19 protein-coding genes and 1 pseudogene are annotated in these 22,225 nt (G+C 70.5%); 13 read left to right on the top strand and 7 right to left on the bottom strand.

Annotated features, from left to right (window positions below):
- Positions 1-167 precede the first annotated feature (167 nt).
- Positions 168-1,022 carry a DUF2599 domain-containing protein gene (locus tag IE250_RS07515; protein ID WP_189668658.1) on the bottom strand — a complete coding sequence of 285 codons (855 nt, stop codon included), beginning with the start codon at positions 1,020-1,022 and terminating at the stop codon, positions 168-170.
- An 85-nt stretch (positions 1,023-1,107) separates the two neighbouring features.
- On the opposite strand from IE250_RS07515, the gene IE250_RS07510 reads away from it, so the two are divergent.
- The gene (locus tag IE250_RS07510; protein ID WP_189668657.1) at positions 1,108-1,764 is read left to right on the top strand and encodes a hypothetical protein; all 657 of its coding nucleotides are present in this window, start codon (positions 1,108-1,110) and stop codon (positions 1,762-1,764) included.
- On the opposite strand, the gene IE250_RS24420 is transcribed toward IE250_RS07510, so the two are convergent.
- Positions 1,730-2,854 carry a T6SS immunity protein Tdi1 domain-containing protein gene (locus IE250_RS24420; RefSeq protein WP_229872240.1) on the bottom strand — a complete coding sequence of 375 codons (1,125 nt, stop codon included), beginning with the start codon at positions 2,852-2,854 and terminating at the stop codon, positions 1,730-1,732. The genes IE250_RS07510 and IE250_RS24420 overlap by 35 nt on opposite strands.
- A gap of 156 nt (positions 2,855-3,010) precedes the next feature.
- Here IE250_RS24420 and IE250_RS07500 point away from each other — a divergent pair, with 156 nt between their 5' ends.
- Positions 3,011-3,514, top strand: coding sequence for a GNAT family N-acetyltransferase (locus IE250_RS07500; RefSeq protein WP_189668656.1), 504 nt, complete (start codon positions 3,011-3,013; stop codon positions 3,512-3,514).
- Here IE250_RS07500 and IE250_RS07495 read toward each other — a convergent pair.
- Positions 3,496-4,416 (bottom strand): EamA family transporter, encoded by a 921-nt coding sequence (locus tag IE250_RS07495; protein WP_189668655.1) that lies wholly within the window; start codon positions 4,414-4,416, stop codon positions 3,496-3,498. The two genes, IE250_RS07500 and IE250_RS07495, sit on opposite strands and share 19 nt — an antisense overlap.
- Before the next feature lie 212 nt (positions 4,417-4,628).
- Between IE250_RS07495 and purL the strand changes: the two genes are divergently transcribed.
- From purL to purM, 8 genes are all read left to right on the top strand, one after another.
- The gene (purL, locus tag IE250_RS07490) at positions 4,629-6,968 is read left to right on the top strand and encodes a phosphoribosylformylglycinamidine synthase subunit PurL (RefSeq protein ID WP_189668654.1); all 2,340 of its coding nucleotides are present in this window, start codon (positions 4,629-4,631) and stop codon (positions 6,966-6,968) included.
- 106 nt (positions 6,969-7,074) lie between these two features.
- The gene (locus IE250_RS07485; RefSeq protein ID WP_189668653.1) at positions 7,075-8,037 is read left to right on the top strand and encodes an endonuclease/exonuclease/phosphatase family protein; all 963 of its coding nucleotides are present in this window, start codon (positions 7,075-7,077) and stop codon (positions 8,035-8,037) included.
- Between the two features lie 48 nt (positions 8,038-8,085).
- Positions 8,086-10,200, top strand: coding sequence for an RNB domain-containing ribonuclease (locus IE250_RS07480; protein WP_189668652.1), 2,115 nt, complete (start codon positions 8,086-8,088; stop codon positions 10,198-10,200).
- A gap of 117 nt (positions 10,201-10,317) precedes the next feature.
- Complete coding sequence (locus tag IE250_RS07475; protein ID WP_189668651.1) at positions 10,318-10,677, top strand: sterol carrier family protein; 360 nt, start codon at positions 10,318-10,320, stop codon at positions 10,675-10,677.
- 228 nt (positions 10,678-10,905) lie between these two features.
- Positions 10,906-14,928, top strand: coding sequence for an ExeM/NucH family extracellular endonuclease (locus IE250_RS07470; RefSeq protein WP_229872239.1), 4,023 nt, complete (start codon positions 10,906-10,908; stop codon positions 14,926-14,928).
- Between the two features lie 154 nt (positions 14,929-15,082).
- A complete protein-coding gene (locus IE250_RS07465) occupies positions 15,083-15,382 on the top strand; it encodes a hypothetical protein (RefSeq protein WP_189668650.1) in 300 nt (99 codons plus the stop codon).
- A 58-nt stretch (positions 15,383-15,440) separates the two neighbouring features.
- Positions 15,441-16,988, top strand: coding sequence for an amidophosphoribosyltransferase (gene purF / locus IE250_RS07460; RefSeq protein WP_189668649.1), 1,548 nt, complete (start codon positions 15,441-15,443; stop codon positions 16,986-16,988).
- Between the two features lie 28 nt (positions 16,989-17,016).
- Positions 17,017-18,126: a phosphoribosylformylglycinamidine cyclo-ligase gene (gene purM, locus IE250_RS07455; RefSeq protein WP_189668648.1), complete on the top strand. Its 1,110-nt coding sequence runs from the start codon at positions 17,017-17,019 to the stop codon at positions 18,124-18,126.
- 59 nt (positions 18,127-18,185) lie between these two features.
- Here purM and IE250_RS07450 read toward each other — a convergent pair whose 3' ends face one another.
- On the bottom strand, positions 18,186-18,398 hold the full coding sequence (locus IE250_RS07450) for a DUF3073 domain-containing protein (RefSeq protein WP_189669141.1): 213 nt from the start codon (positions 18,396-18,398) through the stop codon (positions 18,186-18,188).
- Positions 18,399-18,993: 595 nt separating this feature from the next.
- Here IE250_RS07450 and IE250_RS07445 point away from each other — a divergent pair.
- Positions 18,994-19,203 carry a BldC family transcriptional regulator gene (locus tag IE250_RS07445; protein ID WP_189668647.1) on the top strand — a complete coding sequence of 70 codons (210 nt, stop codon included), beginning with the start codon at positions 18,994-18,996 and terminating at the stop codon, positions 19,201-19,203.
- 65 nt (positions 19,204-19,268) lie between these two features.
- On the opposite strand, the gene IE250_RS07440 is transcribed toward IE250_RS07445, so the two are convergent.
- Both IE250_RS07440 and IE250_RS07435 read right to left on the bottom strand, forming a co-directional pair.
- Entirely contained in the window at positions 19,269-19,589 is a 321-nt protein-coding gene (locus IE250_RS07440) for a DUF3618 domain-containing protein (protein ID WP_189668646.1), read from the bottom strand.
- A complete protein-coding gene (locus IE250_RS07435; protein ID WP_189668645.1) occupies positions 19,586-20,038 on the bottom strand; it encodes a phage holin family protein in 453 nt (150 codons plus the stop codon). The genes IE250_RS07440 and IE250_RS07435 overlap by 4 nt, the downstream gene beginning before the upstream one ends.
- A gap of 522 nt (positions 20,039-20,560) precedes the next feature.
- Between IE250_RS07435 and IE250_RS07430 the strand changes: the two genes are divergently transcribed.
- Positions 20,561-20,785 carry a hypothetical protein gene (locus IE250_RS07430; protein ID WP_229872238.1) on the top strand — a complete coding sequence of 75 codons (225 nt, stop codon included), beginning with the start codon at positions 20,561-20,563 and terminating at the stop codon, positions 20,783-20,785.
- 59 nt (positions 20,786-20,844) lie between these two features.
- A pseudogene (locus IE250_RS07425) lies at positions 20,845-21,227 on the top strand (IS5 family transposase); the annotation flags it as partial.
- A 51-nt stretch (positions 21,228-21,278) separates the two neighbouring features.
- On the opposite strand, the gene IE250_RS07420 reads toward IE250_RS07425, so the two are convergent.
- Positions 21,279-22,037 carry a DinB family protein gene (locus IE250_RS07420; RefSeq protein ID WP_189668643.1) on the bottom strand — a complete coding sequence of 253 codons (759 nt, stop codon included), beginning with the start codon at positions 22,035-22,037 and terminating at the stop codon, positions 21,279-21,281.
- Between the last annotated feature and the right edge of the window lie 188 nt (positions 22,038-22,225).

The following is a 22,225-nucleotide window of genomic DNA, read 5'->3' as shown; positions in this document are numbered from 1 at the left end:
CACGACGACATACACCGGAGTCCGGCTGAGCTGGGGCTCAATAGATTGTCGGCGAGCCTGCCTCGCCGTCGGTTTCCAGGAAACCCCAAGCCGCGCGAGTCCGCACGTCGAATCGCCCGGGCGCTGGTCACGACTGGGTCACGACCCGGGTTTCGGGCGCGGCGCGCTCACGTGGGGTTGCAGTGCGCGGTGGCGGTGAGGATCAGTCCGACGTCGGGCCGCCAGGGTTCGAGGTTCCACGTGGCCTTGTCGGGCGCGCCCACCGCGTGGCACACGAGCTGATGCTCCATGGTCCGGGTGTCAGCGTCCGGCTCGGCGGCCACTAGCTGGGTGCGGATCAGCTCGAGCCCCGCCTCGCCCGCGTGCCTGGCCCAGTCCGTCGGGTCGACGGCGAGCGAGCGACCGCCCTCGTTCTCCCCCCAGCTTGCGCCCTCGATGGCCTGCGTGCCGACCACGAACGTGACGCGTAGCGGCTCGGCGGGGACCTGCTCGGCGCCGAACTCTGTCCGGGCGTCGACCTCCACCAGTGCGTGGGTCGCGTCGGTGTCCGTGACCTCGATGCGCGGTGCGTCCTTACCGGCGTCGGACGGCAGGGCCGGCGGGCTGACCGCCGCGATGGGCGCGCCGTTGCCGTCGAGCACGCTGATGCTGCCGTCGGAGTCGACGTCGAGCTCGCCGGGGGAGGCGAGCTCCAGGCGTGCTGATCTGCCGGGCGCGAGGCTGAGGGTGACCGTCCGCGTGCCCGGCCCACTGTCGTCGGCCTGTACGTCGGCGGCCTTTCGCGAGCTGATGTGCAGGGTGATGCCGTCGACGGTGACCGTGCTGGTGTGCGCTTTCGGCCCGGCGCCGGCCTGCGGTTTCACGGGTGTCAGTGGCGAGTCGGAGGCTGTGGGGGTCTCCTCTCCTGAGGCTCCGTCCCAGCCCTCCGCCGGCTCGGCCAGGTTGCAGCCGCTCAGGGCGAGGAGTGTGGCCACGGCCGCGCACGCGGCCAGGGGCGACGCAACGGCTGGTCGGATCGGCACAGGCCCATTGTGCGGGTAGCTGGTCGCCGATCACAGGTCGGCGTGCCGGGTGGCGCGCGTCGGTGTCACCCTCTATGTTTAGAACATGCGTTCGAACAAGGTGCTGGTGACTCGCGGTCCGGCCAACGTGCCGGACCAGTCTCCGCGTGGTGCAGCTGCGCCGCGCGGGTCGGGATTCGCGGGCGGTTTCGCGAACCTCACGGAGGCGGTCGATGCTGTGGCAGCGGTCGACTCCCTCCTTGCCTCGCTCGCGGCTTCACGTGCCGTCCTCATGGAGACGGTCCGGGAGTGGGCGGCCGACCAGCCGGAGCGGTTCGGCGCCCCCGAGGTAGAGGCGGACGACGTCGCGGGGCTGGCGCCCGAGCTCGTCGAGCAGCTGGCGAAGGCGCTTCGGATGCCCGAGGGGTCGGCCGTCGCGCTCATCGAGGAGTCCCGGGCGCTGGTGCACGAGCATCCGCGTACGCTCGCCGCGCTGCGGGGCGGGCACATCACGCACGCGCACGCACAGACGATCCTCGGCTACACGGACGGGCTGCGCCGGGCGAACCGGGTGGCGCTGGAGACCCGCCTGCTCAAGCATGCACGGACCACGACACCCGGAGAGCTGAGCCTCGTCGCGCGTACGGAGCGCGAGCGCCGGCTGCGCCCGGAACGCAGCACGGAACCGCGGATCGGACCCCGGAAGGGCAGGTCGGGGCGTCAGCGGATCAGCGCTTCCCCCACAGGTCGTCCCACGCGGTGAACGGGTCCTCGGTGGGTGGGTTGGGCTGCTGGCGACCGCCCGCGGCGGCCGTCGGCGTCTGACCACCCCAGGACGGGATATCCCAGGTCGGCACCGCTTGACCGTGCAGGTCCTGGCCGCCGGTGCCCTGGACGGCGCTGCTCGGGTTGGCGCTGTACGGGGCCCAGCTCTGCTCGGCGTACTGTCCGCCGGGCTGCTGATCGGTCGCGCCGGTCTCGTACTGCTCGGGGGCGGCCGGGTATGCAGGGTCGTTCGGAGCGTCGTACCCCTCGGCCGGTGGCGCGGGCTGGGCCGCCTGGTACGGCTCGAGCCAGGGCTGCGCCGACTCGGTCTGCCCGGACCAGAGCGGTGCGGACAGGTTCTGTCCCGACCACGGCTGCGCCGGGTTGCCGGGCGTCTCGTAGCTGTGGGCGCCATAGCTCTGCGCGGCGTACGGCGCCTTACCGGATCCGTCCTGGTCGCGGCTCCGCGACGGCGGGAGCGACGGGAAGCCGTCGTCGTTCCGCTGCGGGGCGGCGACCGCAGCGAAGGTGGTGGTAGCCAGGTACTGCTCGAACGGGACGTCGAAGGTCTCGTCGTCCGACCATGCCGGGTCCCAGGGCTCGGCGACGGGTGAAGCCGCGGCTCGGCGGCCGCCGTCGGGCATCGGGGGCAGCCTGATCTCGCCCGAGCTGTGCAGCACCTGGTCGTGCATCTGCCCCACCCAGTTGAGCGCGAGCTCGAAGCGCATGGTCCCGAGGCCGTTCACGCTCAGCTCACCACCGAGAGCAGGGTGCGGGTTGAAGGTGAAGACGTCCTCCTCACCGAGGCGGATGCCGCGGCTCCGCGCATCGCGGACCAGGTCGTCCATGAGGTAGGTGGCGCGGCCCTCGGGTGACTCCAGCTCCTCGTACATCGTGACGGCGGAGTTCCAACGGAGGTCGAGCGTGCCTTCGACGGTGTCCAGGAACCACCATCCGTCCAGCGACTCGAGGAAGATGTCGCCGAAGCAGGTGGCGAAGCGCGGCGTCTGCTCGCGTATCCCCAGCCATTTCCACGAGGCCAGCCCGAACTCGAAGGCAACCTTCGGAAAAGTCCGGAGCATCTTCATGCCCGAATGAAACCACTATCGGGTAAACGCCGGGAACCCCCCGATGACATCTTTGTTACGCGATCTCTCAATAGCCTGGCTGAGTGTGCCAGTGCTCGCCGAGTCGCGTCCCTGAGCGCCTCGGTCGCTGTCAGGGGCGCGGCCTACCGTTGTTGCATGAGCATCGAGGAACGGGTCATCGAGGTGCGGGACGCACGGCCCGCGGAGTACGAGGCGGTCGGAAAGATCGTCGCCGAGGCGTTCTACGCGGACGGGCAGCTCGAAGCGCCCGACTCGGCCTTCTACGCCGACGTCCTGCGGGACGTCGCCGGCCGCGCCGCCGCCGCGGAGATCATCGTCGCCCTGGACGACGGCGCGGTGGTTGGTGGCGTGACATTCGTGCCGCGCGGCGGCCCCATGGCCGACATCGCCCGGGACGGCGAGGCGGAGATCCGCATGCTCGGCGTCGCGCCCGACGCGCAAGGGCGAGGCGCCGGGACGGCGCTGATGCGGGAGTGCATCAAGCGGTCCGCCGACGCGCGGCGGATTGTGCTCTCCACCCAGACCGTGGCCGTGGGATCGCACCGGCTCTACGAGCGGCTCGGCTTCGTCCGCGAGCCCGCCCGGGACTGGGCGCCCGTGCCCGGCGTGGACCTGCTCTGCTACGTGCTCGAGCCGTAGCGCGACGCCCCCGGCCACCGCAGCAGCCCTGAGGTGATCGCCACACCCAGCAGGAGCAGCAGCCCGCCGCCGGCTTCAGCCGCGTTCGGCACCTCACCCTGCACGAGCCAGGCGACAGTCATGCCGACCACGGGCACCAGCATCGTGAACGGTACGACCGCGCTCGCCCGGTAGCGGTCCAGCAGCGTGTTCCAGATGCCGTAGCCCACCAGGCTCGCGAGCCACGCCGTGTAGAGGGTGGACAGCACGGCGGCCCAGGTGGGATGGGTGAGCGAGTACCCCACGGCGGCAGGCCCGTCCAGCACCAGCGCCAGGGCGAACATCGGCACCGGTACCACGAGCGCCGACCACACCGTCATGGACAGGCCGGCCAGGGGGCTCTGGCGCGTTCCGGCCGCCTGTGTCGCCGACCCGAGCCGCCGCACGATCACGTTGCCGGTCGCCCACGACGCCGCGGCCGCGAGCGTGAGCAGGAACGCGAGTCCCGGCGTCGCCGCCGACCGGCCGAGGCCCACGATCACCAGACCGACCGCGCCGAGCAGGACACCCACGAGCTGCGGCGGCGTCGGGCGCTCGCGGAGCGCGACGCTCGCGAACAGGACGGTCAGGACGACCTGCGCCTGGAGCACGAGCGAGGCCAGGCCGGGCGGCATGTCGAGCCAGATCGCCGTGTACATGAGGGCGAACTGGCCGAGGCTGAGGAACAGGCCCACCACCAGGACGTCCTTCATGGCGGCCGCGGGGCGGGGGACCAGGAAGATCGCCGGGATCAGCACCACGACGAACCGGATCGCGACGAAGAGCACGGGCGGCACGTCGTCGACGCCGACGTCGATAGCGAGGAAGTTGGTGCCCCAGATGATCATGACGAGCACGGCGAGAAGCGAGTGGCGCAGGGGCATGCGGCCATCGTGACCGGGCCGACCCTGCACGTCCATCGCGTATCACTGCCTGACTCTTCAGCGGGGCTGAACGGTCCTGACGTTCAGCCCAGCCGTCGTCCGGAGGCAGGACGGCCGTCGATGGACAGGAGGACCGCCCTGCCGCGTCGCGCGTCGTAGACTGGCGGGGCGCTTCAGCGCCCAGAAACCTACCCCGCACCGCGAGGAACTACATGACCGCGCCCGCGTCCCAGGCACCCTCCAGCCCGACTGTCGCCGTTCCGAAACTGGACACGGTAGAGACCGCCGCGGCCACCCCCGATGAGGTGCAGCCGTACGGAGAGCTCGGACTCAAGGAGGACGAGTACCAGCGCATCAAGGACATCCTGGGCCGCCGCCCCACCGCGGCCGAGCTCGCGATGTACTCCGTGATGTGGAGCGAACACTGCTCCTACAAGTCGTCGAAGGTGCACCTGAGCAAGTTTGGCGAGAAGGTGACCGACGAGATGAAGGAGCACCTCCTCGTCGGCATCGGTGAGAACGCCGGCGTCGTGGACATCGGCGACGGCTGGGCCGTCACCTTCAAGGTCGAGTCGCACAACCACCCGTCGTTCGTCGAGCCCTATCAGGGCGCCGCGACAGGTGTGGGCGGCATCGTCCGCGACATCATCTCGATGGGCGCGCGCCCCGTGGCGGTCATGGACCAGCTGCGCTTCGGCGCCGTCGACCACCCCGATACGGCGCGCGTCGTGCACGGCGTCGTCTCCGGCGTCGGTGGGTACGGCAACTCCCTCGGCCTGCCGAACATAGGGGGCGAGCTCGTCTTCGACGGCTCCTACCAGGGCAACCCGCTGGTCAACGCGCTCTGCCTCGGCGTGCTGCGACACGAGGACATCCACCTCGCCAACGCCACCGGCCTCGGCAACAAGGTGGTGCTGTTCGGCGCACGTACGGGCGGCGACGGCATCGGCGGCGCCTCGATCCTCGCGTCCGAGACGTTCGAGGACGGCGTACCCGCCAAGCGCCCGAGCGTCCAGGTGGGCGACCCCTTCATGGAGAAGGTCCTCATCGAGTGCTGCCTCGAGCTGTTCTCGGCCAAGGTCGTGGAGGGCATCCAGGACCTCGGTGCCGCCGGCATCTCCTGCGCCACCTCGGAGCTCGCCTCCAACGGGGACGGTGGCATGCACGTCGACCTCGACGACGTGCTGCTGCGTGACCCCACGCTGAACGCCGGCGAGATCCTCATGTCGGAGTCGCAGGAACGAATGATGGCCGTGGTGCGGCCCGACCAGCTCGACGCGTTCCTCGCGATCACCCGGAAGTGGGAGGTCGAGACCGCCGTGATCGGCGAGGTCAACGGTTCCGGCCGCCTCACCATCGACCACCACGGCCAGCGGATCGTGGACGTGGACCCCAAGACGGTGGCGCACGAGGGGCCCGTGTACCACCGGCCCTTCGCCCGTCCGGTCTGGCAGGACGGCCTGCAGGCCGACACGACGATCGCTGCAGGCCTCGCCCGCCCGGCGTCCGGGCCCGAGCTGCGGAAGACCGCGCTGACGCTGCTGGCCTCGCCCAACCTCGCGTCCAAGGCGTGGGTGACCGACCAGTACGACCGCTTCGTCCAGGGCAACACGGCGCTCGCCCAGCCCGACGACGGCGGCGTCATCCGCGTCGACGAGTCCACCGGGCTCGGCGTCGCGCTCGCCACCGACGCGAACGGCCGCTACGGCAAGCTCGACCCGCGTACGGGCGCCGCGCTGGCCCTCGCGGAGGCGTACCGAAACGTCGCCACGTCCGGCGCCAAGCCGCTCGCCGTGACCGACTGCCTCAACTTCGGCTCGCCGGAGCACCCCGACTCGATGTGGCAGCTCGTCGAGGCGATCGAGGGCCTTGCCGACGCCTGCCAGGAGCTCGGCGTGCCGGTCACCGGCGGCAACGTCTCGCTCTACAACGGCACGGGCGAGCCCGGCCAGATCGACTCGTCGATCCACCCCACCCCGGTGGTGGGCGTGCTCGGCGTGCTCGACGACGTCAGCACCGCCCTCCCGTCCGGCTGGCGGACCGAGGGGCTGTCGCTCCTCCTGCTCGGCACGACGCGGGACGAGCTCGACGGCTCGGCCTGGGCCGACGCCGTCCACTCGCACCTCGGTGGTCTGCCGCCGCGGGTGGACCTGGCCGCCGAGAAGGCGCTGGCCTCGGCTCTCGTGGAGGCGCGGAAGACCGGCCTCGCCGCCGCCGCGCACGACCTGTCCGAGGGCGGCCTGATCCAGACGCTGCTCGAGGCGTCGCTGCGCTTCGGTGTCGGCGCGTCGGTGGCGCTCGAGGGCGTGACCGGTCGCGACAAGGTGGACCCGTTCGTCGCTCTGTTCTCGGAGTCGACGGGCCGGGTCGTCGTCGCCGTCGATCCCGAGCACGAGGGCGAGCTGACCCACCTCGCCGAGGACGCCGGCGTGCCGGTGCTTCGCCTCGGCACCACCGGTGGCGACGCCGTGGTGATCGAGGGCCAGTTCGAGATCCCGCTGGCCGAGGCCCGCGAGGCTCACGAGGGCACGCTCCCGCGCATCTTCGGCTGACCCTCTGACCCGAGCGCACGGGTCTCGACAGGCTCGACCACCGGTGGTCGAGCCTGTCGAGACCGGGCAGGCGCTCTACTCCGGTGTTTGCCGGTAGGGTCCGGGGGTGCGATTTGTCCATGGCTTCATCTCGTTCGTGCTCTGGATCATCGCGATCCCCCTGCTCCTCGTGGGGCTGGCCAGGGCGCTCCCGTTCGACAACCTGCTCTCCCTGCCGCAGCTCGTGGCGTTCACGCCGTGGGCCACGCTCGCGACGCTGCCGCTGCTGATCGTCGCGCTGTTCTCACGGCGCTGGGTGCTGACGCTGCTGCTCGCGGCCGCGCTGGCGGGCTTCGTGTACTGGACGGCGCCCTTCTTCGTGCCGCCGGAGACGTCCACGGCGGCCGACCCGGCCGACGCCGGCACGCTGCGGGTCATGACGGTCAACGCCCTGTACGGGCAGGCCGACGCCGAGATCGTGGTCGACCTGGTGGAGTCGCAGCATGTCGAGGTGCTCGCGGTCCAGGAGCTGACCCCCGCCTTCGAGGAGGCGCTCGCCGATGCCGGCCTCGGCGACCTGCTGGGGCACAGCTTCACCGTCCCCGCCGAGGACAGCCCGGCGGGCAGCGGGCTCTGGTCGTCCACGCCGTTGACCGAGGAGGACCAGCTGAGCGGCACGAGCTTCGCGATGCCGTCCGCCCTCGTCGCCGTGGGCGGCACCTCCGTCCGCGTCACCGTGGTGCATCCGCACCCGCCGATGCCGACCGAGATCGCCACGTGGCGCACCGATCTCGTCGAGCTCACGGAGCAGGTCCACTCGGACGAGACGCCCCAGATCATGGCCGGCGACTTCAACGCCACCTACGACCACGCGAGCTTCCGCGATCTGCTCGGCTCGCGGTTCTCCGACGCCACCCGGGAATGGGGCGCGGGACCTGCCGTGACCTGGCCGGAGGGCAGCCCGGTGCCGGCGCTCTTCGCGCTGGACCACGTGGTGGTGGAGAACGACATGCCGGTCTCCGACGTCGTCTCCATGCAGGTTCCCGGCACGGACCATCGGGCGCTGGTGGCCACCGTCGTCGTCGAATAGCACAGCGACGCCGCGCGGGGAGCGCGAAACCGGCTTATCTTCGCAGTTGTGCCAACCCGTCAGATGCGCCTCGCGCCCGCTGCCCCCGACGACGTGAGCGGTGCGCTCGCAGCACTCCGCGCCGAGGTCGGCCTGCCCGCGATGTTCCCGCAGGACGTGCTCGAGGAGGCCCGAGCAGCCGCCGAGAAGGACGTCTCCGCAGGTCGGACCGACCGCCGCGACATCGAGTTCGTCACCATCGACCCGCCCGGTTCCAAGGATCTGGACCAGGCGGTTCACGTGGAACCGTCGGGCGAGGGGTACGTGGTGCACTACGCCATCGCGGACCTCGGCGCCTTTGTCACACCGGGCGGCGCCCTCGACGAGGAGGTGCGCCGGCGCGGCATGACCGTCTACGGGCCGGACGCGCCTACCCCGCTCCACCCGAAGGCCCTGTCCGAGGGCGCGGCGAGCCTCCTGCCCGAGGAGGACCGCCCGGCCGTGCTGTGGACGGTCACCCTGGACGCGCGCGGCGTCATCACCGACGCCGCGGTGGAGCGTGCGCTCGTGCACAGCCGTGAGCGGCTCACCTACGCCGAGGCGCAGTCCGGCCTCGACGCCGGCACGGCGAGCGAGTCGCTGCAGCTGCTGGCCGACGTCGGAAGGCTGCGCCAGTCTCTGGAGGCAGAGCGCGGCGGGGTTTCGCTGGAGGTGCCTGAGCAGGAGGTGGAGCAGCGCGAGGACGGCACGTTCGCGCTGTCGTTCCGCCGCAACCTGCCGGTGGAGGGGTGGAACGCCCAGATCTCGCTGCTCACGGGCATCGTGGCCGCCACCATCATGCGTCAGGGAGGCGTGGGCATCCTGCGCACCCTCCCTGAGGCGGACCCGCGCGACCTGGCGCGCCTGCGCCGTACGGCCCGCGCGCTCCGGATCGAATGGCCCGACGACCTTCCGTACGCGCGCCTGGTCCCAACCCTCGAGTCACGCATCCCGGAGCACGCGGCGTTCCTCAACGAGGCGACGACGCTGTTCCGCGGCGCCGGGTACGTCGCGTTCGGCATGCCGGGGCCCGACGGCGTCGTCGTGCCGCAGCCTGAGAACACGCGGCACGCCGCCATCGCCGCCGACTACGCGCACGTCACCGCACCGCTGCGTCGCCTGGCGGACCGCTACGCGACCGAGATCTGCCTCGCGATCCAGGCGGGCACCGCCGTGCCTGCCTGGGTGCTGCAGGCCATGCTCGCCCTGCCCGCCGTGATGGTCGAGACGGGCCGGCGTGCCTCGTCGTTCCAGCGCGAGTGCGTCGACATCGTCGAGGCGTCGCTGCTCGCCGACAGCCTGGGCGAGGAGTTCGACGGCGTGGTGGTCGACGTCGACGAGCCGGCCAAGGAGGTGCAGCGCGGCCAGATCGTGCTGCGCGAGCCCGCGGTACGGGCGCGTGTGGTGGGTCCCCGGCTTCCGCTGGGCGACGAGGTGCGGGTCAAGCTCACCGAGGCCGACGTGTCCGAGCGCCGGGTCATGTTCAAGCTGCTCGGGGGCCATACGGTCGACCCGGCGGCCGGCCGGCCCGACACTCCCGAGCTCGCGGGACCGCGCTCGTCGGCGGCACATCGCTCGACAGCGGACGCCGGAGCGGGCGCCGCGGCGCCCGGGCCATTCGCCGTCCCGGCAGATGGGGTGGCCCACGCGCACGGGACGGTCGTGCTGCCCAGGCAGGCGCCCGGTCCCGAGTCGGCCGAGCCGCCGGAGCCCGCACCCCAGCCGCAGCCGAGCCCGAGCCCGGGGCCGCGCCCGACTCCCAGACCCCGGCCTACCCCCCAGCCCCAGCCCGGACCCCAGCCGCAGCCGCAGCCGAGCCCGCTTCCAGGGCCGCAACGGCGGCCGGGTGCCGAGGCGGCGCTGGGCGACCTGACGCGCCCCGCGCACGGCGCGAGCAATCTGCCGGTGAGCCGGCCCGTGCGTCCCCAGGTCAAGGACGAGATACCACTGTCCGAACCCTGGCCGCGGCCTGCGCCGGGCACGGGGTCGCAGTCGCAGCCCGTGCCCGCGGTCGAGGCGGGAGCGCTTCCTGACGTCGTACAGGTCCCCAGGTACCCGGCCGTGTCGTCGCTCGAGCTGCCGGTGGTCGCGCCCGCGGACATGCTGGCGGTGGAGGGCCCGGCGTCGCGCGCGTACCGGTACTGACGCCGCGGTCCGCGATACTGACGCCATGACCAACGCTGTGCCCGGTGCCGCCACCGACTTCACCAGCCTCGAGCGGTCCGGCTGGACGCGGTTCGGCGACTCCCTGGCGGTGCGGTAGTGCCCCCGCGGCGCCGGACGGATCCGGCCGCAGGGCGCACCGCCGTCGCTGCCTGGGCGCAGGGGGAGGCGGAGCGCCGCGACGTGACCACCGCCGTGCGGTTCACGCTGGAGGAGCTGGCCGACGTCGCCCCTGGCAACTCCGTGGAGGTGCGAGTGCCGCCGGCAGGTGCGGTGCAGGCCGTGGCCGGGCCGCGGCACACGCGCGGGACGCCTCCGAACGTGGTCGAGACCGACCCCGACACCTGGCTGGGTCTGGCCACGGGCACCGTCACTTGGGCGGACGCCGTCGCGGACGGGCGGGTGCACGCCTCGGGCGAACGCTCGGACATCTCCCACCTGCTGCCGTTGAGTCAGTAACGGCCAGCGTGTCTGGCGGCTCGTGTCGGTGGCTCGCGCTAATCTCGGCCGCGCGCGCTCCTCGACGAGCCGCGGCGAGCACAACGATCAGTGCGTTGACTCGGGGACCTCGCGGAGTTTTTCCGCTTGGTCCCCGTTTGTAACCGTGCATTCATCGTGCCGTGGTTGGTTGGGTGCGCTCGTGGCATGAACCGAGCACCCCCCTCTTCAACTGCAGAAGGAGTCAGCGTGGCACCCAGCACGCTCCGATCCTCACCACTGTCTGCGAGGACGGCCCGCACCGCCGTCGCCGCAGCGCTGACCGCGACCCTCGCGGTCCCGACCACACTCGCCGGCATGGCGCCTGCAATGGCGCTGGACGTCACGCCGATCGCCGACATCCAGGGCACCGGTGACGCCAGCCCGCTGGTGGGCAGCACCGTCACCACGCAGGGCGTCGTCACCGCCGCCTACCCGACCGGCGGTTTCAACGGCTTCTATCTGCAGACCGCCGGAACGGGCGGCGACACCGACGCCACGCCCGGCGCGTCGGACGCAGTCTTCGTCTTCTCGACGGCCGCGGCCGCCGGCGTGGCCGTCGGCGACCACGTCGAGGTCACCGGCGTCGTGTCCGAGTACAACGGCCTGACGGAGCTGACGCCCGCTTCGGGCGGCTGGACCGTCCTCGACACGGCCGCCACCGTGCAGCCGACGCCGACGGCGTGGCCTGCGGGCGCCGCCGGCCGCGAGGCGCTCGAGGGCATGCTCCTCGCGCCGCAGGGCGAGTTCACGGTGACGGACAACTACGACACCAACTACTACGGCACGGTCGGACTGGCCGCGGGCGACAGCCCGCTGGTGCAGCCCACGACCGTGGGCCGCCCGCTGTCGGCGGAGTACGACGCGCAGATCGCGGACAACGCCGCACGCGCGGTGCTGCTCGACGACGGGTCGACGCTGAACTACAACTCGACGGCGAACAAGTCGAAGCCGCTGCCCTACCTGACCGGCGGCGCACCGCTGCGGGTGGGCGCCGGGGTCACGTTCACCACCCCGGTGGTCCTCGACTACCGCTTCGGCGCATGGGGCTTCCAGCCGCTGAAGCAGCTGACGCCCGACGTCGCGTCGACGGTCCAGCCGGCCACGTTCGAGAACACGCGCGAGGACGCGCCCGCCGACGTCGGCGGCGACCTGCAGGTCGCGACGTTCAACGTGCTCAACTACTTCAGCACCACGGGTGACGAGCTCACGGGCTGCACCTACTTCACTGACCGCGCGGGCGACCCGGTGACCGTCTCAGGCGGCTGCGACGCTCGCGGCGCGGCCGAGGAGGAGGACCTGCAGCGCCAGCAGGCCAAGATCGTCGCGGCGATCTCCGCGCTCGGCGCGGACGTCGTCGCACTGCTCGAGATCGAGAACACCTCGGCGCTGGGCGGGCCACGGGACCAGGCCCTGGCCAACCTGGTGGACGCGCTGAACGCCGCGGAGGGTGCCGGCACGTGGGCCTACGCGGCCTCCCCGGCCGAGGTGCCCGACGCCGAGGACGTCATCCGCAACGCCTTCATCTACCGGACCGCCACCGCGGAGCCGGTCGGTGAGTCGACGATCCTGGTCGGTGACGAGGCGTTCCAGAATGCCCGTCAGCCGCTGGCGCAGACTTTCCAGCCCGCGGGCGGCACCGCCGACGCCGACGACGACGTCGTGGTGATCGCCAACCACTTCAAGTCGAAGGGCTCGGCCGGCCCATGGCCCGGCGACCCGGACAAGGGTGACGGCCAGGGGGCCTCGAACGAGTCCCGCACACGGCAGGCGACCGCTCTCGCGGCCTTCGCCGAGGCCCAGGCCAGTGTGGCCCAGACCGACAAGGTCCTGCTGGTGGGCGACTTCAATGCCTACGAGCAAGAGGACCCGATCAAGGTCCTCACCGACGCCGGCTACGTCGACCTCGGCCCCACGACCGGCGAGTACTCGTACAACTTCGACGGCATGGTCGGCTCGCTCGACCACGTGCTGGCCTCCCCGGCGGCGGCTGGGCTCGTGACCGGCACGGACATCTGGAACATCAACGCGTACGAGCCGGTGGCGAACGAGTACAGCCGGTACAACTACAACGCGTCGATCCTCTACGACGAGACGCCGTTCCGGTCGTCCGACCACGACCCGGTCCTGGTCGGCCTGGACCTCGCGGGCGCGACCCCCGGTTCCGTCGACCTGGACCTCGTGGCCATCAACGACTTCCACGGCCGCATCGACGGGAACACCGTCAACTTCGCGGGCACCGTCGAGCAGCTGCGGGCGCAGAACCCCGAGGGCACCGCGTTCGTCTCGGCGGGCGACAACATCGGCGCCTCGCTGTTCGCGTCCGCGCTGCAGCAGGACCAGCCCACCCTCGACGTGCTGAACGCGCTGGGCCTGAAGACCTCGGCGGTCGGCAACCACGAGTTCGACCAGGGCATGGCGGACCTCACCGGCCGCGTCACGGAGAACGCCGACTGGGACCACCTGGGTGCCAACGTCTACGACGCGGCCACGGGCGAGCCCGCGCTGCCCGAGTACGAGGTGGTGCCGGTCAACGGGGTCGACGTCGGTTTCGTCGGCGTCGTCACGCAGGAGACGCCCACGCTGGTCACGCCGGCCGGCATCGAGGGCCTCGAGTTCGGCGACCCCGTCGAGGCGCTGAACCGGGTCACGGACGAGCTGCTCGACGGCGACGCCGCGAACGGTGAGGCCGACCTGGTCGTCGCGCTCGCGCACGACGGCGCCAGCGGGGGCACGCCCGACGGCGCCACGCTGGAGGAGGAGATCGCCGCCGGCGGTCCGTTCGCCGCGCTGGTGCAGGACACCGACCCGCGGATCAAGGCCATCTTCACTGGTCACACCCACAAGCAGTACGCGTGGGACGCCCCGGTCCCGGGTGCGGAGGGGGAGACCCGTCCGATCATCCAGACCGGCAACTACGGCGAGTTCCTGGGCCACGTCTCCCTCACGGTGGACACGGAGACCTTCGAGGTCACCGACTACACCGTCGAGAACGTGGCACGTACCGCCACCCCGGCCGCCGAGCTGATCGCGACTTACCCGGTGGTCGCCGAGGTGGACACGATCGTGGACGCCGCGCTGGCCGAGGCCCAGGAGATCGGCGCCGAGCCGATCGGCAAGGTGACCGCCGACATCACCACCGCATTCTCGGGCGGTACCTACACGAACGGCGTCTACACCGGCGGCAACCGTGACAACCGTGCGTCGGAGTCGGCGCTCGGCAACCTCGTGGCGAACTCGCTGCGTGACTCGCTCGCCGCCGAGGAGCGGGGCGGCGCCGACATCGGCGTCGTGAACCCGGGTGGCCTGCGCAACGAGCTGTACTTTGCTGGTGCTTCCGGTGGCGAGGACGGTGTGATCACCTACGCCGAGGCCAACGCCGTGCTGCCGTTCGTCAACAACCTGTGGACAACCACGCTCACGGGCGCACAGCTCGACACCCTGCTCGAGCAGCAGTGGCAGACGGATGCGAACGGCAACCGTCCGTCGCGCCCGTACCTGGCGCTGGGCCTGTCGGACAACGTGTCCTACACGGTGTCCACGGCCGACCCGAACGCGACGCCTGGCGACAACGTCTCGTCGATCACGATCAACGGTGTGCCGGTGGACCCCGCCGCGGAGTACCGGGTCGCGACGTTCTCGTTCCTGATCTCGGGTGGTGACAACTTCCGGGTCTTCACTCAGGGCACGAACGGCCGCGACTCGGGCCTGGTGGACCGCGAGGCGTGGATCTCGTACCTGAAGGAGTCCTCGCCGGTCACGCCGAGCTTCGCCCGCACCCGCACGGTCGCCGCGAGCCTGCCGGGCACGGTCGAGGCGGGCGCCTCGACCGATGTGAGCCTGTCGGGCCTGGACCTGACCTCGCTCGGCTCGCCGCAGAACACCGCCGTGGAGACGTTCCTGGTCCCGTCCGGCGGCGAGGCCGCGGAGGGCGTCTCGCTGGGCACTGCCACGGTGGCCGACGGCGCGACGTCGTCCTCGGTCACCATCCCGGCCGGCACGGCGCCGGGCGCGTACCAGCTCCTGGTGACGGCGTCGCCGTCGGGCACCACTGCCCGGCTGGCGCTGACCGTCGAGGCGGCGGAGCCGGAGGCTCCGGCGTGGCAGCCGTGGAAGCTCTACTGGTGGGGCGACACCGTGTCCTACAAGGGTGCGATCTACGAGGCGACCCGCCCGACGATCCTCCAGATCCCGGGCGTAGGTAAGCGCAGCCCCTGGAAGCTCGTGGGGTAACCCCCCTCACGCCGAAGTAGAACCAGGGCGAAGTAGAACTGCATCGAGATAGAACTACAGCGAGATAGAACTGCAGCACACACAGCACGTGTGTGCTGCAGTTCTACTTCGCCCTGGTTCTACTTCGGCGACAGGCGGCGCGTACCCTGGCTTCGTGGATGAAGCCCAGACACCACTCGATACCTCCGACGACGTGGAGGTGCGCGATGTCATCGACCCGGCGACCGTGCGCCGTGCGCCGCGGTACAAGGCCTTCTTCTGGACGGGCGCCCTGGTCGGGATCGTCCTCGGGCTGGCCCTTTCGCTCTACCTGGTGAGCTCGCCCTCGGGCGCCGCCATGATGAAGCCGGGCGTCTACGTCACGGTGCTGACCGCGTTCGTCACGATGGTGACGACGCTCCTGGCCGGCCTGTTCGCGGTGATCGCGGACCGCCGGAGCCTGCGCCGGCCCTGACACAGAGGTCACAGCCGGGGCTGGCGACTTCGATCCAGCCGCATGGGATACTCGGAACATGCCTCTGCGCGGAGATGGCCGCCTCAACCACGACCTCATGCCCGGCGAGAAGGGCCCCCAGGACGCATGTGGCGTCTTCGGAGTCTGGGCACCCGGCGAGGAGGTCGCCAAGCTTGCGTACTTCGGCCTGTACGCACTGCAGCACCGCGGGCAGGAGTCCGCGGGCATCGCCACCAGCAACGGCGAGCAGATCCTCGTCTACAAGGACATGGGACTCGTCTCCCAGGTCTTCGATGAGACGGCCCTGAACGCACTGACCGGTCACATCGCCGTCGGACACTGCCGGTACTCCACCACGGGCGGTGTGACCTGGGAGAACGCCCAGCCCACGCTCGGGGCGACGGCGTCGGGCACGGTGGCCCTGGGCCACAACGGCAACCTGACCAACTCGGCTGAGCTCGTCAACCTCGTGGCCGAGCGTTACGGCGCACAGCGCCGGGGCGAGCTCGCCCGCGGCAACACCACCGACACCGCCCTGATCACGGCGCTGTTCGCGGGCGACGCGGACCGCACGCTGGAGGCCACCGTCCTGGAGGTCCTGCCGCGCCTCCGCGGCGCGTTCTCCCTGGTCTTCATGGACGAGAGCACGCTCTACGCGGCGCGTGACCCGCAGGGCGTGCGTCCGCTCGTGCTCGGTCGCCTCGAGCGCGGCTGGGTGGTCGCGAGCGAGACCCCGGCCCTCGACATCGTCGGTGCCTCCTATGTGCGCGACGTCGAGCCCGGCGAGCTCATCTGCATCGACGCCGACGGCATGCGCTCGGTGCGCTTCGCCCAGGCCGAGCGCGCCGCCTGCGTCTTCGAGTACGTCTACCTGGCCCGCCCGGACAACACCATCAACGGCCGCTCGGTGCACTCGGCGCGCGTCGAGATGGGCCGCATCCTGGCGCGCGAGCACCCGGTGGAGGCCGATCTGGTGATCCCGACGCCGGAATCCGGCACGCCGGCCGCCGTCGGCTACGCAGCGGAGTCCGGCATCCCGTTCGGGCAGGGCCTCACGAAGAACGCCTACGTGGGCCGCACGTTCATCCAGCCTTCCGACACGCTGCGGCAGCTCGGCATCCGCCTGAAGCTCAACCCGCTGCGCGAGGTCATCAAGGGCAAGCGCCTGGTGGTCGTGGACGACTCGATCGTCCGTGGCAACACCCAGCGCGCCCTGATCCGCATGCTCCGAGAGGCGGGCGCCGCCGAGGTGCACGTGCGCATCTCGTCACCGCCGGTGAAGTGGCCCTGCTTCTACGGCATCGACTTCGCGTCGCGCGCGGAGCTCATCGCCAACGGCCTTGCGGTCGACGAGATCGGGCAGTCGCTCGGCGCCGACAGCCTCGGCTACATCACCACCGAGGGCATGATCGCCGCGACCGAGCAGCCGAGCTCGCAGCTGTGTGCGGCGTGCTTCACCGGCAAGTACCCGATCGAGCTGCCCCCGGACGACCAGCTGGGCAAGCACCTCCTCGAGCAGGCGGAGCTGCCGCTCGGCCAGCCCGAGGACGGACTCAAGCAGCTCGCCGTGAGCACCGGCGGTTCGACCGCGCTCGACCATCCGTGACCCGCCACCACCACTTTATGGAGCACCAGTGACTTCCGAAGGCCTGACGTACGCCGCCGCCGGCGTGGACACCGAGGCGGGCGACAAGGCCGTCGAGCTCATGAAGGACGCCGTGCGGCGCACGCAGGGTCCGGCCGTGCTCGGCGGCGTGGGCGGGTTTGCCGGCCTGTACGACCTGTCGGCATTCAAGGGCTACCGCGCGCCCCTCCTTGCGACGTCCACGGACGGTGTCGGCACCAAGGTCGCGATCGCGCAGGCGATGGACAAGCACGACACCATCGGGTTCGACCTGGTGGGCATGGTCGTGGACGACATCGTCGTGATGGGAGCCAAGCCGCTCTTCATGACCGACTACATCGCCACCGGCAAGGTCGTGCCGGAGCGGATCGCCGACATCGTGCGCGGCATCGCGCAGGCCTGCGAGGTGGCGGACACCGCCCTGGTCGGCGGCGAGACGGCTGAGCACCCGGGCCTGCTGGAACCGGACGAGTACGACGTCGCCGGCGCCGCCACGGGCATCGTGGAGGCCGACAAGGTGCTGGGCCCGGACCGGGTGCAGCACGGCGACGTGCTGATCGCTATGGCTTCCAGCGGCCTGCACTCCAACGGGTACTCCCTGGTGCGTGCCGTGATCAAGCACGCCGGCTGGTCACTGGACCGGCACGTGGACGACCTGGGGCGCGCACTGGGCGAGGAGCTGCTCGAGCCCACGCGCGTCTACGCCTCGGACTGCCTGGCGCTGGCCGCCGACGAAGCGGCACAGGTCCACGCGTTCACGCACGTGACCGGAGGCGGCCTTGCCGCCAACCTGGCGCGGGTGCTCCCGGATGGGCTCGTGGCCACGGTCGACCGTGCATCCTGGGACGTGCCCGCCGTGTTCCGCATGGTGCGCGACCTCGGCGGCGTGCCGCGCCGGGACATCGAGAACACGCTGAACCTGGGCGTCGGCATGGTGGCCGTCGTGGGCGCTGATGGTGCGGAGGCAGCACTGACGCGGCTGTCCGCTCTGGGCGTGCCCGCATGGACGCTAGGAACCGTCGAGACGCTGGACGCCTCCACGGCACAGGAAGACCTGGTCACGGGGACGAAGGGTGTGTCCGGCGGCGCCGTCAGGCTGGTGAACGACTACCGCCTGTAGCGCACTGACATGCCCGGCCGAGAGCCGGGCGCGGGGCCGGCGCAAACGCGCCGGCACCCTCAGCGCGTGTTGCCGTCCTGCTCTGCCCAGTCGGAGTACCTGTTGTCGTACTCCTCGTCCTCCGGGGCTCCCCATCGCGAATCTGTCGCCACATCCGTGTGAGAACCCCCGCTGAGCTCCTGCTCGAGGGCGCGATAATTGGTGTCCGGGCTGTAGTACTTCAGCTCGCGAGCAACCTTGGTCTGCTTTGCCTTCTGACGGCCGCGGCCCATGGCTCCGACCCCCTCAACGTAGGAGCGGGGCGGCACCGTGCATGGACGTGCGGCCCCGTAGCGTTTCGTCTGTCCAGGTTCCAACGTTACATGCTGGAACGGCGTTTCTTCCAGTCCGTGGACGTGATTCGTCCCATCCTCCGATGTGACATTCGAGTCGAACGGGGTCCCTCGGCGTGCCCCACCGTCGTCGCGGACTTGGTTCTGTCTTGGCGATTCGTTTGCCATGAGGCAGTCCTGGCCGCGCATCCGGTCACGGCCCGTGCTTGCCGTCCGGGCAATGGCACGTGCGGAGTCCGGTCAGTCGGCGCGGACGCTTTGCCGACTCCTGGGCGACCTGATCGAGTCGGGCGCGCTCCGCGACGTCGGGACCGGCGTGCTGGGGTGAAGTATCGGCGGATGGTGTCGCCGCCGTGTCGCACGTGTCCGAGACTCGCCCGAAACGGACGCGCGTGGCGAGCAGCGGAGAAAGTGAGGAAATAAACCGCGTCCCCAAGTCGCCTAAATCCCGTTTGCTGCTAACAATGGTGCAAGAGCGGGTGTCGTCAACCGCCTGGTACGGCCAGGCCGGCACCGTTCCGGAGGAGGTGCGGGGATGTCCATCCACGGAGAATCCGAGGTCCTGCTCACGCCTGCCGAGGTAGCGAGCTTGTTCCGTGTTGACCCAAAGACAGTAACGCGTTGGGCAAAAGCGGGAAAGCTCTCGTCGATCCGGACACTTGGCGGCCACCGCCGCTACAAGGAGTCCGAGGTTCGGGCGCTGCTCGGCGCGGCGGCGGACAGCTCGGGCGAGGCCGACAACTAGTCGGACATCGTTTGACGGATTGGTCGGCAGGCAGGACGAAGGCGCGCCGGGTGCTGCCCCCTAGCTCAGCCCCGCGCGCGCCTGAGCACAGCGGTGACGACGACAACGGAACCAAGTGCAACTACGAGCGTGGCTCCTATCAGGGCTTTGGCGTTGCGGGCCCGGCGCGGATCTTGCGCCGGGCCGTTCTTGTTGCCGAAAGGCCTGGCGGCCATCGCGCCGGCGTCGGCCACGGCCTGCTTTGTCTCGCGTGCGATGCGGGACGCCTGGTAGCCAGGGCTGACTCGGGTGGTCAGCTCGTCGATGGCTGCTGCGAGGTCTGCGCGGGTGCGGAGCACCTCGGCCTCGAGCTCGCGACTGCTGGGCGGCGGGGTCGGATCGCTCATCGGTGCATCCCCTCCTTGATCGACGTGATGTCGTCCTTCACGCGCTGGACGCTATCGGGAGTAGCGGTGCCCTTCTTCAGCAGCTGGACTCCTGCCAGCGCCAGGACGGTTGTCATGAGCAGCATGAAGCCGCCGATGACGAGCGCGGACAGCCAGAGCGGCCATACCGTTCCCAGGCCGTACACGGCCGCCAGGAGCAGCACGCCGACGGCGTAGGCAAGGATCAGGAGCGCCGTCATGAGCAGCCCGGCGCCAATGCCGGACTTCTTGGCCTTCTCGGTGAGCTCGGCCTTGGCGAGGGCGAGCTCCGCGCGCACGAGGCGGGAGGCCTGCTCGGAGATCTGTTCGACCAGCTTGCCCAAAGAGGCCTGCCGGTCAGGTCCTGGCGTGCCTGTCGGGGCGCTACCTGCTGTCCCCGTCTGGCTGTCGACCTTCACTTCCTCGATCATCTGCCCTCCCGTGCCACCGGTTCCGGCATGTGCCGCTGAAGACAACTCAACAGGTCAAGAGCCCATGGGGCAATTCCTGGCGCGGCGTGGCTTCGAGGAATAGATGTGAAGCGAACCGCGCGTCAATTCGGAAATGCTGGAAGGAATTGCCCCGGAGAAGAACTGAGGGGGCGGGGGCCGTCGATCAGTAGGGCGGGTTCGCGGCGCGGATCGCCTCTGCGATGGTGCTGCCGGCGTCGCCGCCGCGGAGCAATGCCTCGCCGCGATAGAGCAGCACGATTCCGTGGCCCTCGTCGGGCTCACGCTAACGCGCGGGCAGTGGAACGAGCACTGCTTCGGAGCGGTCGACACCCGATGTTCAGGAACGGTTCGCGAGCTCATTCGCTCACCGCTCGCGTCGGCACATCGACGGGAGAACACGAAGAACCCCCGGACCCCGACGGCCATGGGTGGAGTCCTTCCCGGTTACCGACGGGATATCTCGCCATGCCCTACCCTCGCCGGATGAGGACACGAACATCGTTGGCGCTGATCATCGGCGGTTCAACGCTCGCCGTGATCGGAGCGGTGGTGTCGTTCATCTACTTCCTGCAGCCCTGGCGAACCTGCCCTGACGACGATGCGTCCGCTGGCTGCCCGATGCTCCCGGACGACGCAGCGATCCTGACCGCGGCCATGATCGTGACCGTGCTCGCGACGGCAATGGCAGTTGTCGGCACCGCGAGCCGGAAACGCCACTCCGACTGAGCGCGCCTAGCGGCCGACCGCCGCGCGCCTTGAACCGCCCGATCTCAGCTGAAGGCGCCGACGCGAACGGCACCCCGCTGCAGGTGAGTCTGACCGGCGAGAACCGGCACGACGTCACCCAGCTGCTACCGCTGGTCGACTCCCTGCCCCAGATCCGCGGCGTGGTCGGCCGGCCCCGGCGCAAACCCAGACGGCCGTACGCCGACCGCGGCTACGACTACGACATCTACCGCCGCAAGCTGCGCGCCCGCGGCATCACCCCAAGATCGCCCGCCGGGGCACCGCCCACGGCTCGGGACTCGGCAAGACGCGGTGGGTCGTCGAACGCGGCTTCGCTTGGCTGCACCAGTTCAAACGCCTACGCTCCCGCCACGAGCGCTGCGCCGACCTACACCTGGGCCTCATACACCTCGCCTGCGCCATCATCTGCTGGCGGAAACTGCCCGGCCAGTCATTCTCAAACGAGCTCTACAGGCCCTCTTCAGGATGTGGGTTAGGCGGACGTCGCCTCGATGGTGTCGAGGTCGCGTACGGCGTATCTGTGGTGTTCCCACTCCTCCTCGAGGATCGTGTGCAGGCAGGCGAGGACGGTTTCCTGGTACTGGGGGTCGTGTGGATTCGGCCGCGTCGCGGCCAGCGTGTCGGATGTGACCGTGGCGAGGAAGTCGCGCACGATCGCGACGCGCCCTGCCCGGACTTCGAGCACCTCGGCGTACGACGGCGCAGCCGCCATGAAGATCGACATGTCCAAGCCGTCCTCCCCGGCGCTGGCAGCGTCGACCTGACCGATGGGGTGAAATGGCTGTTCCAGGTCCAGGATTGCCCGGCCCAGCCACATGTCGGTGGCAAGGACCAGGTGCCGCAACGTCTGCGCGAACGACCACTCGCCGTCCACCGACACGTCGATGGTGCCGGCGGGCATCGCCGCGACGCGCTCGAGCGTGGCCGCCCAGGTGCGCCCGAGTGCGGCCCAGGCCGCGCGCAGGCCGTCTGGATCTCCGGCGTGCCGGTCGGCGCGGCCGGGAAAGCGGCGGTTGAGCTCGGCGTCGACGAAGGGGATCACGTCAACACCGTTGACGCGCAAGGTGCCTCCGCCGTCGACGAGCCATGGTGCGTCGATGTCCGCCCCTTGCACCTCGACCCCGCGCATGACGACGCCGGACAGATCGGACTCGCGGAAACGGGCACCCCGCAGGTTCGCGTTGACGAACTCCGCTCCCTGCAACTCGTCGGACCTGGTGAAGGTAGCCATAACTTCTCCTCGTCGAGTGGCTTCGGCGGCCGGTGTAGCGCGGTTCCGAGACTACCCACCGGCTTGGTCATTGGCAGGCCCGTTGGCCTCCCGAGGCGTCTTGACCGCACTGTCTCCTGGCTCCAGGTCTCGAAGAAGATGTGAGCGGCGCCGGCTCCGATGAGACTGGTCTTCTACGGAGGAGGCAC

The organism is Promicromonospora soli, assembly GCF_014653785.1.
GTDB lineage: Bacteria > Actinomycetota > Actinomycetes > Actinomycetales > Cellulomonadaceae > Promicromonospora > Promicromonospora soli.
Note: the sequence above shows the minus strand (reverse complement) of the source record. Positions and strands in the feature narration are given on the sequence as shown.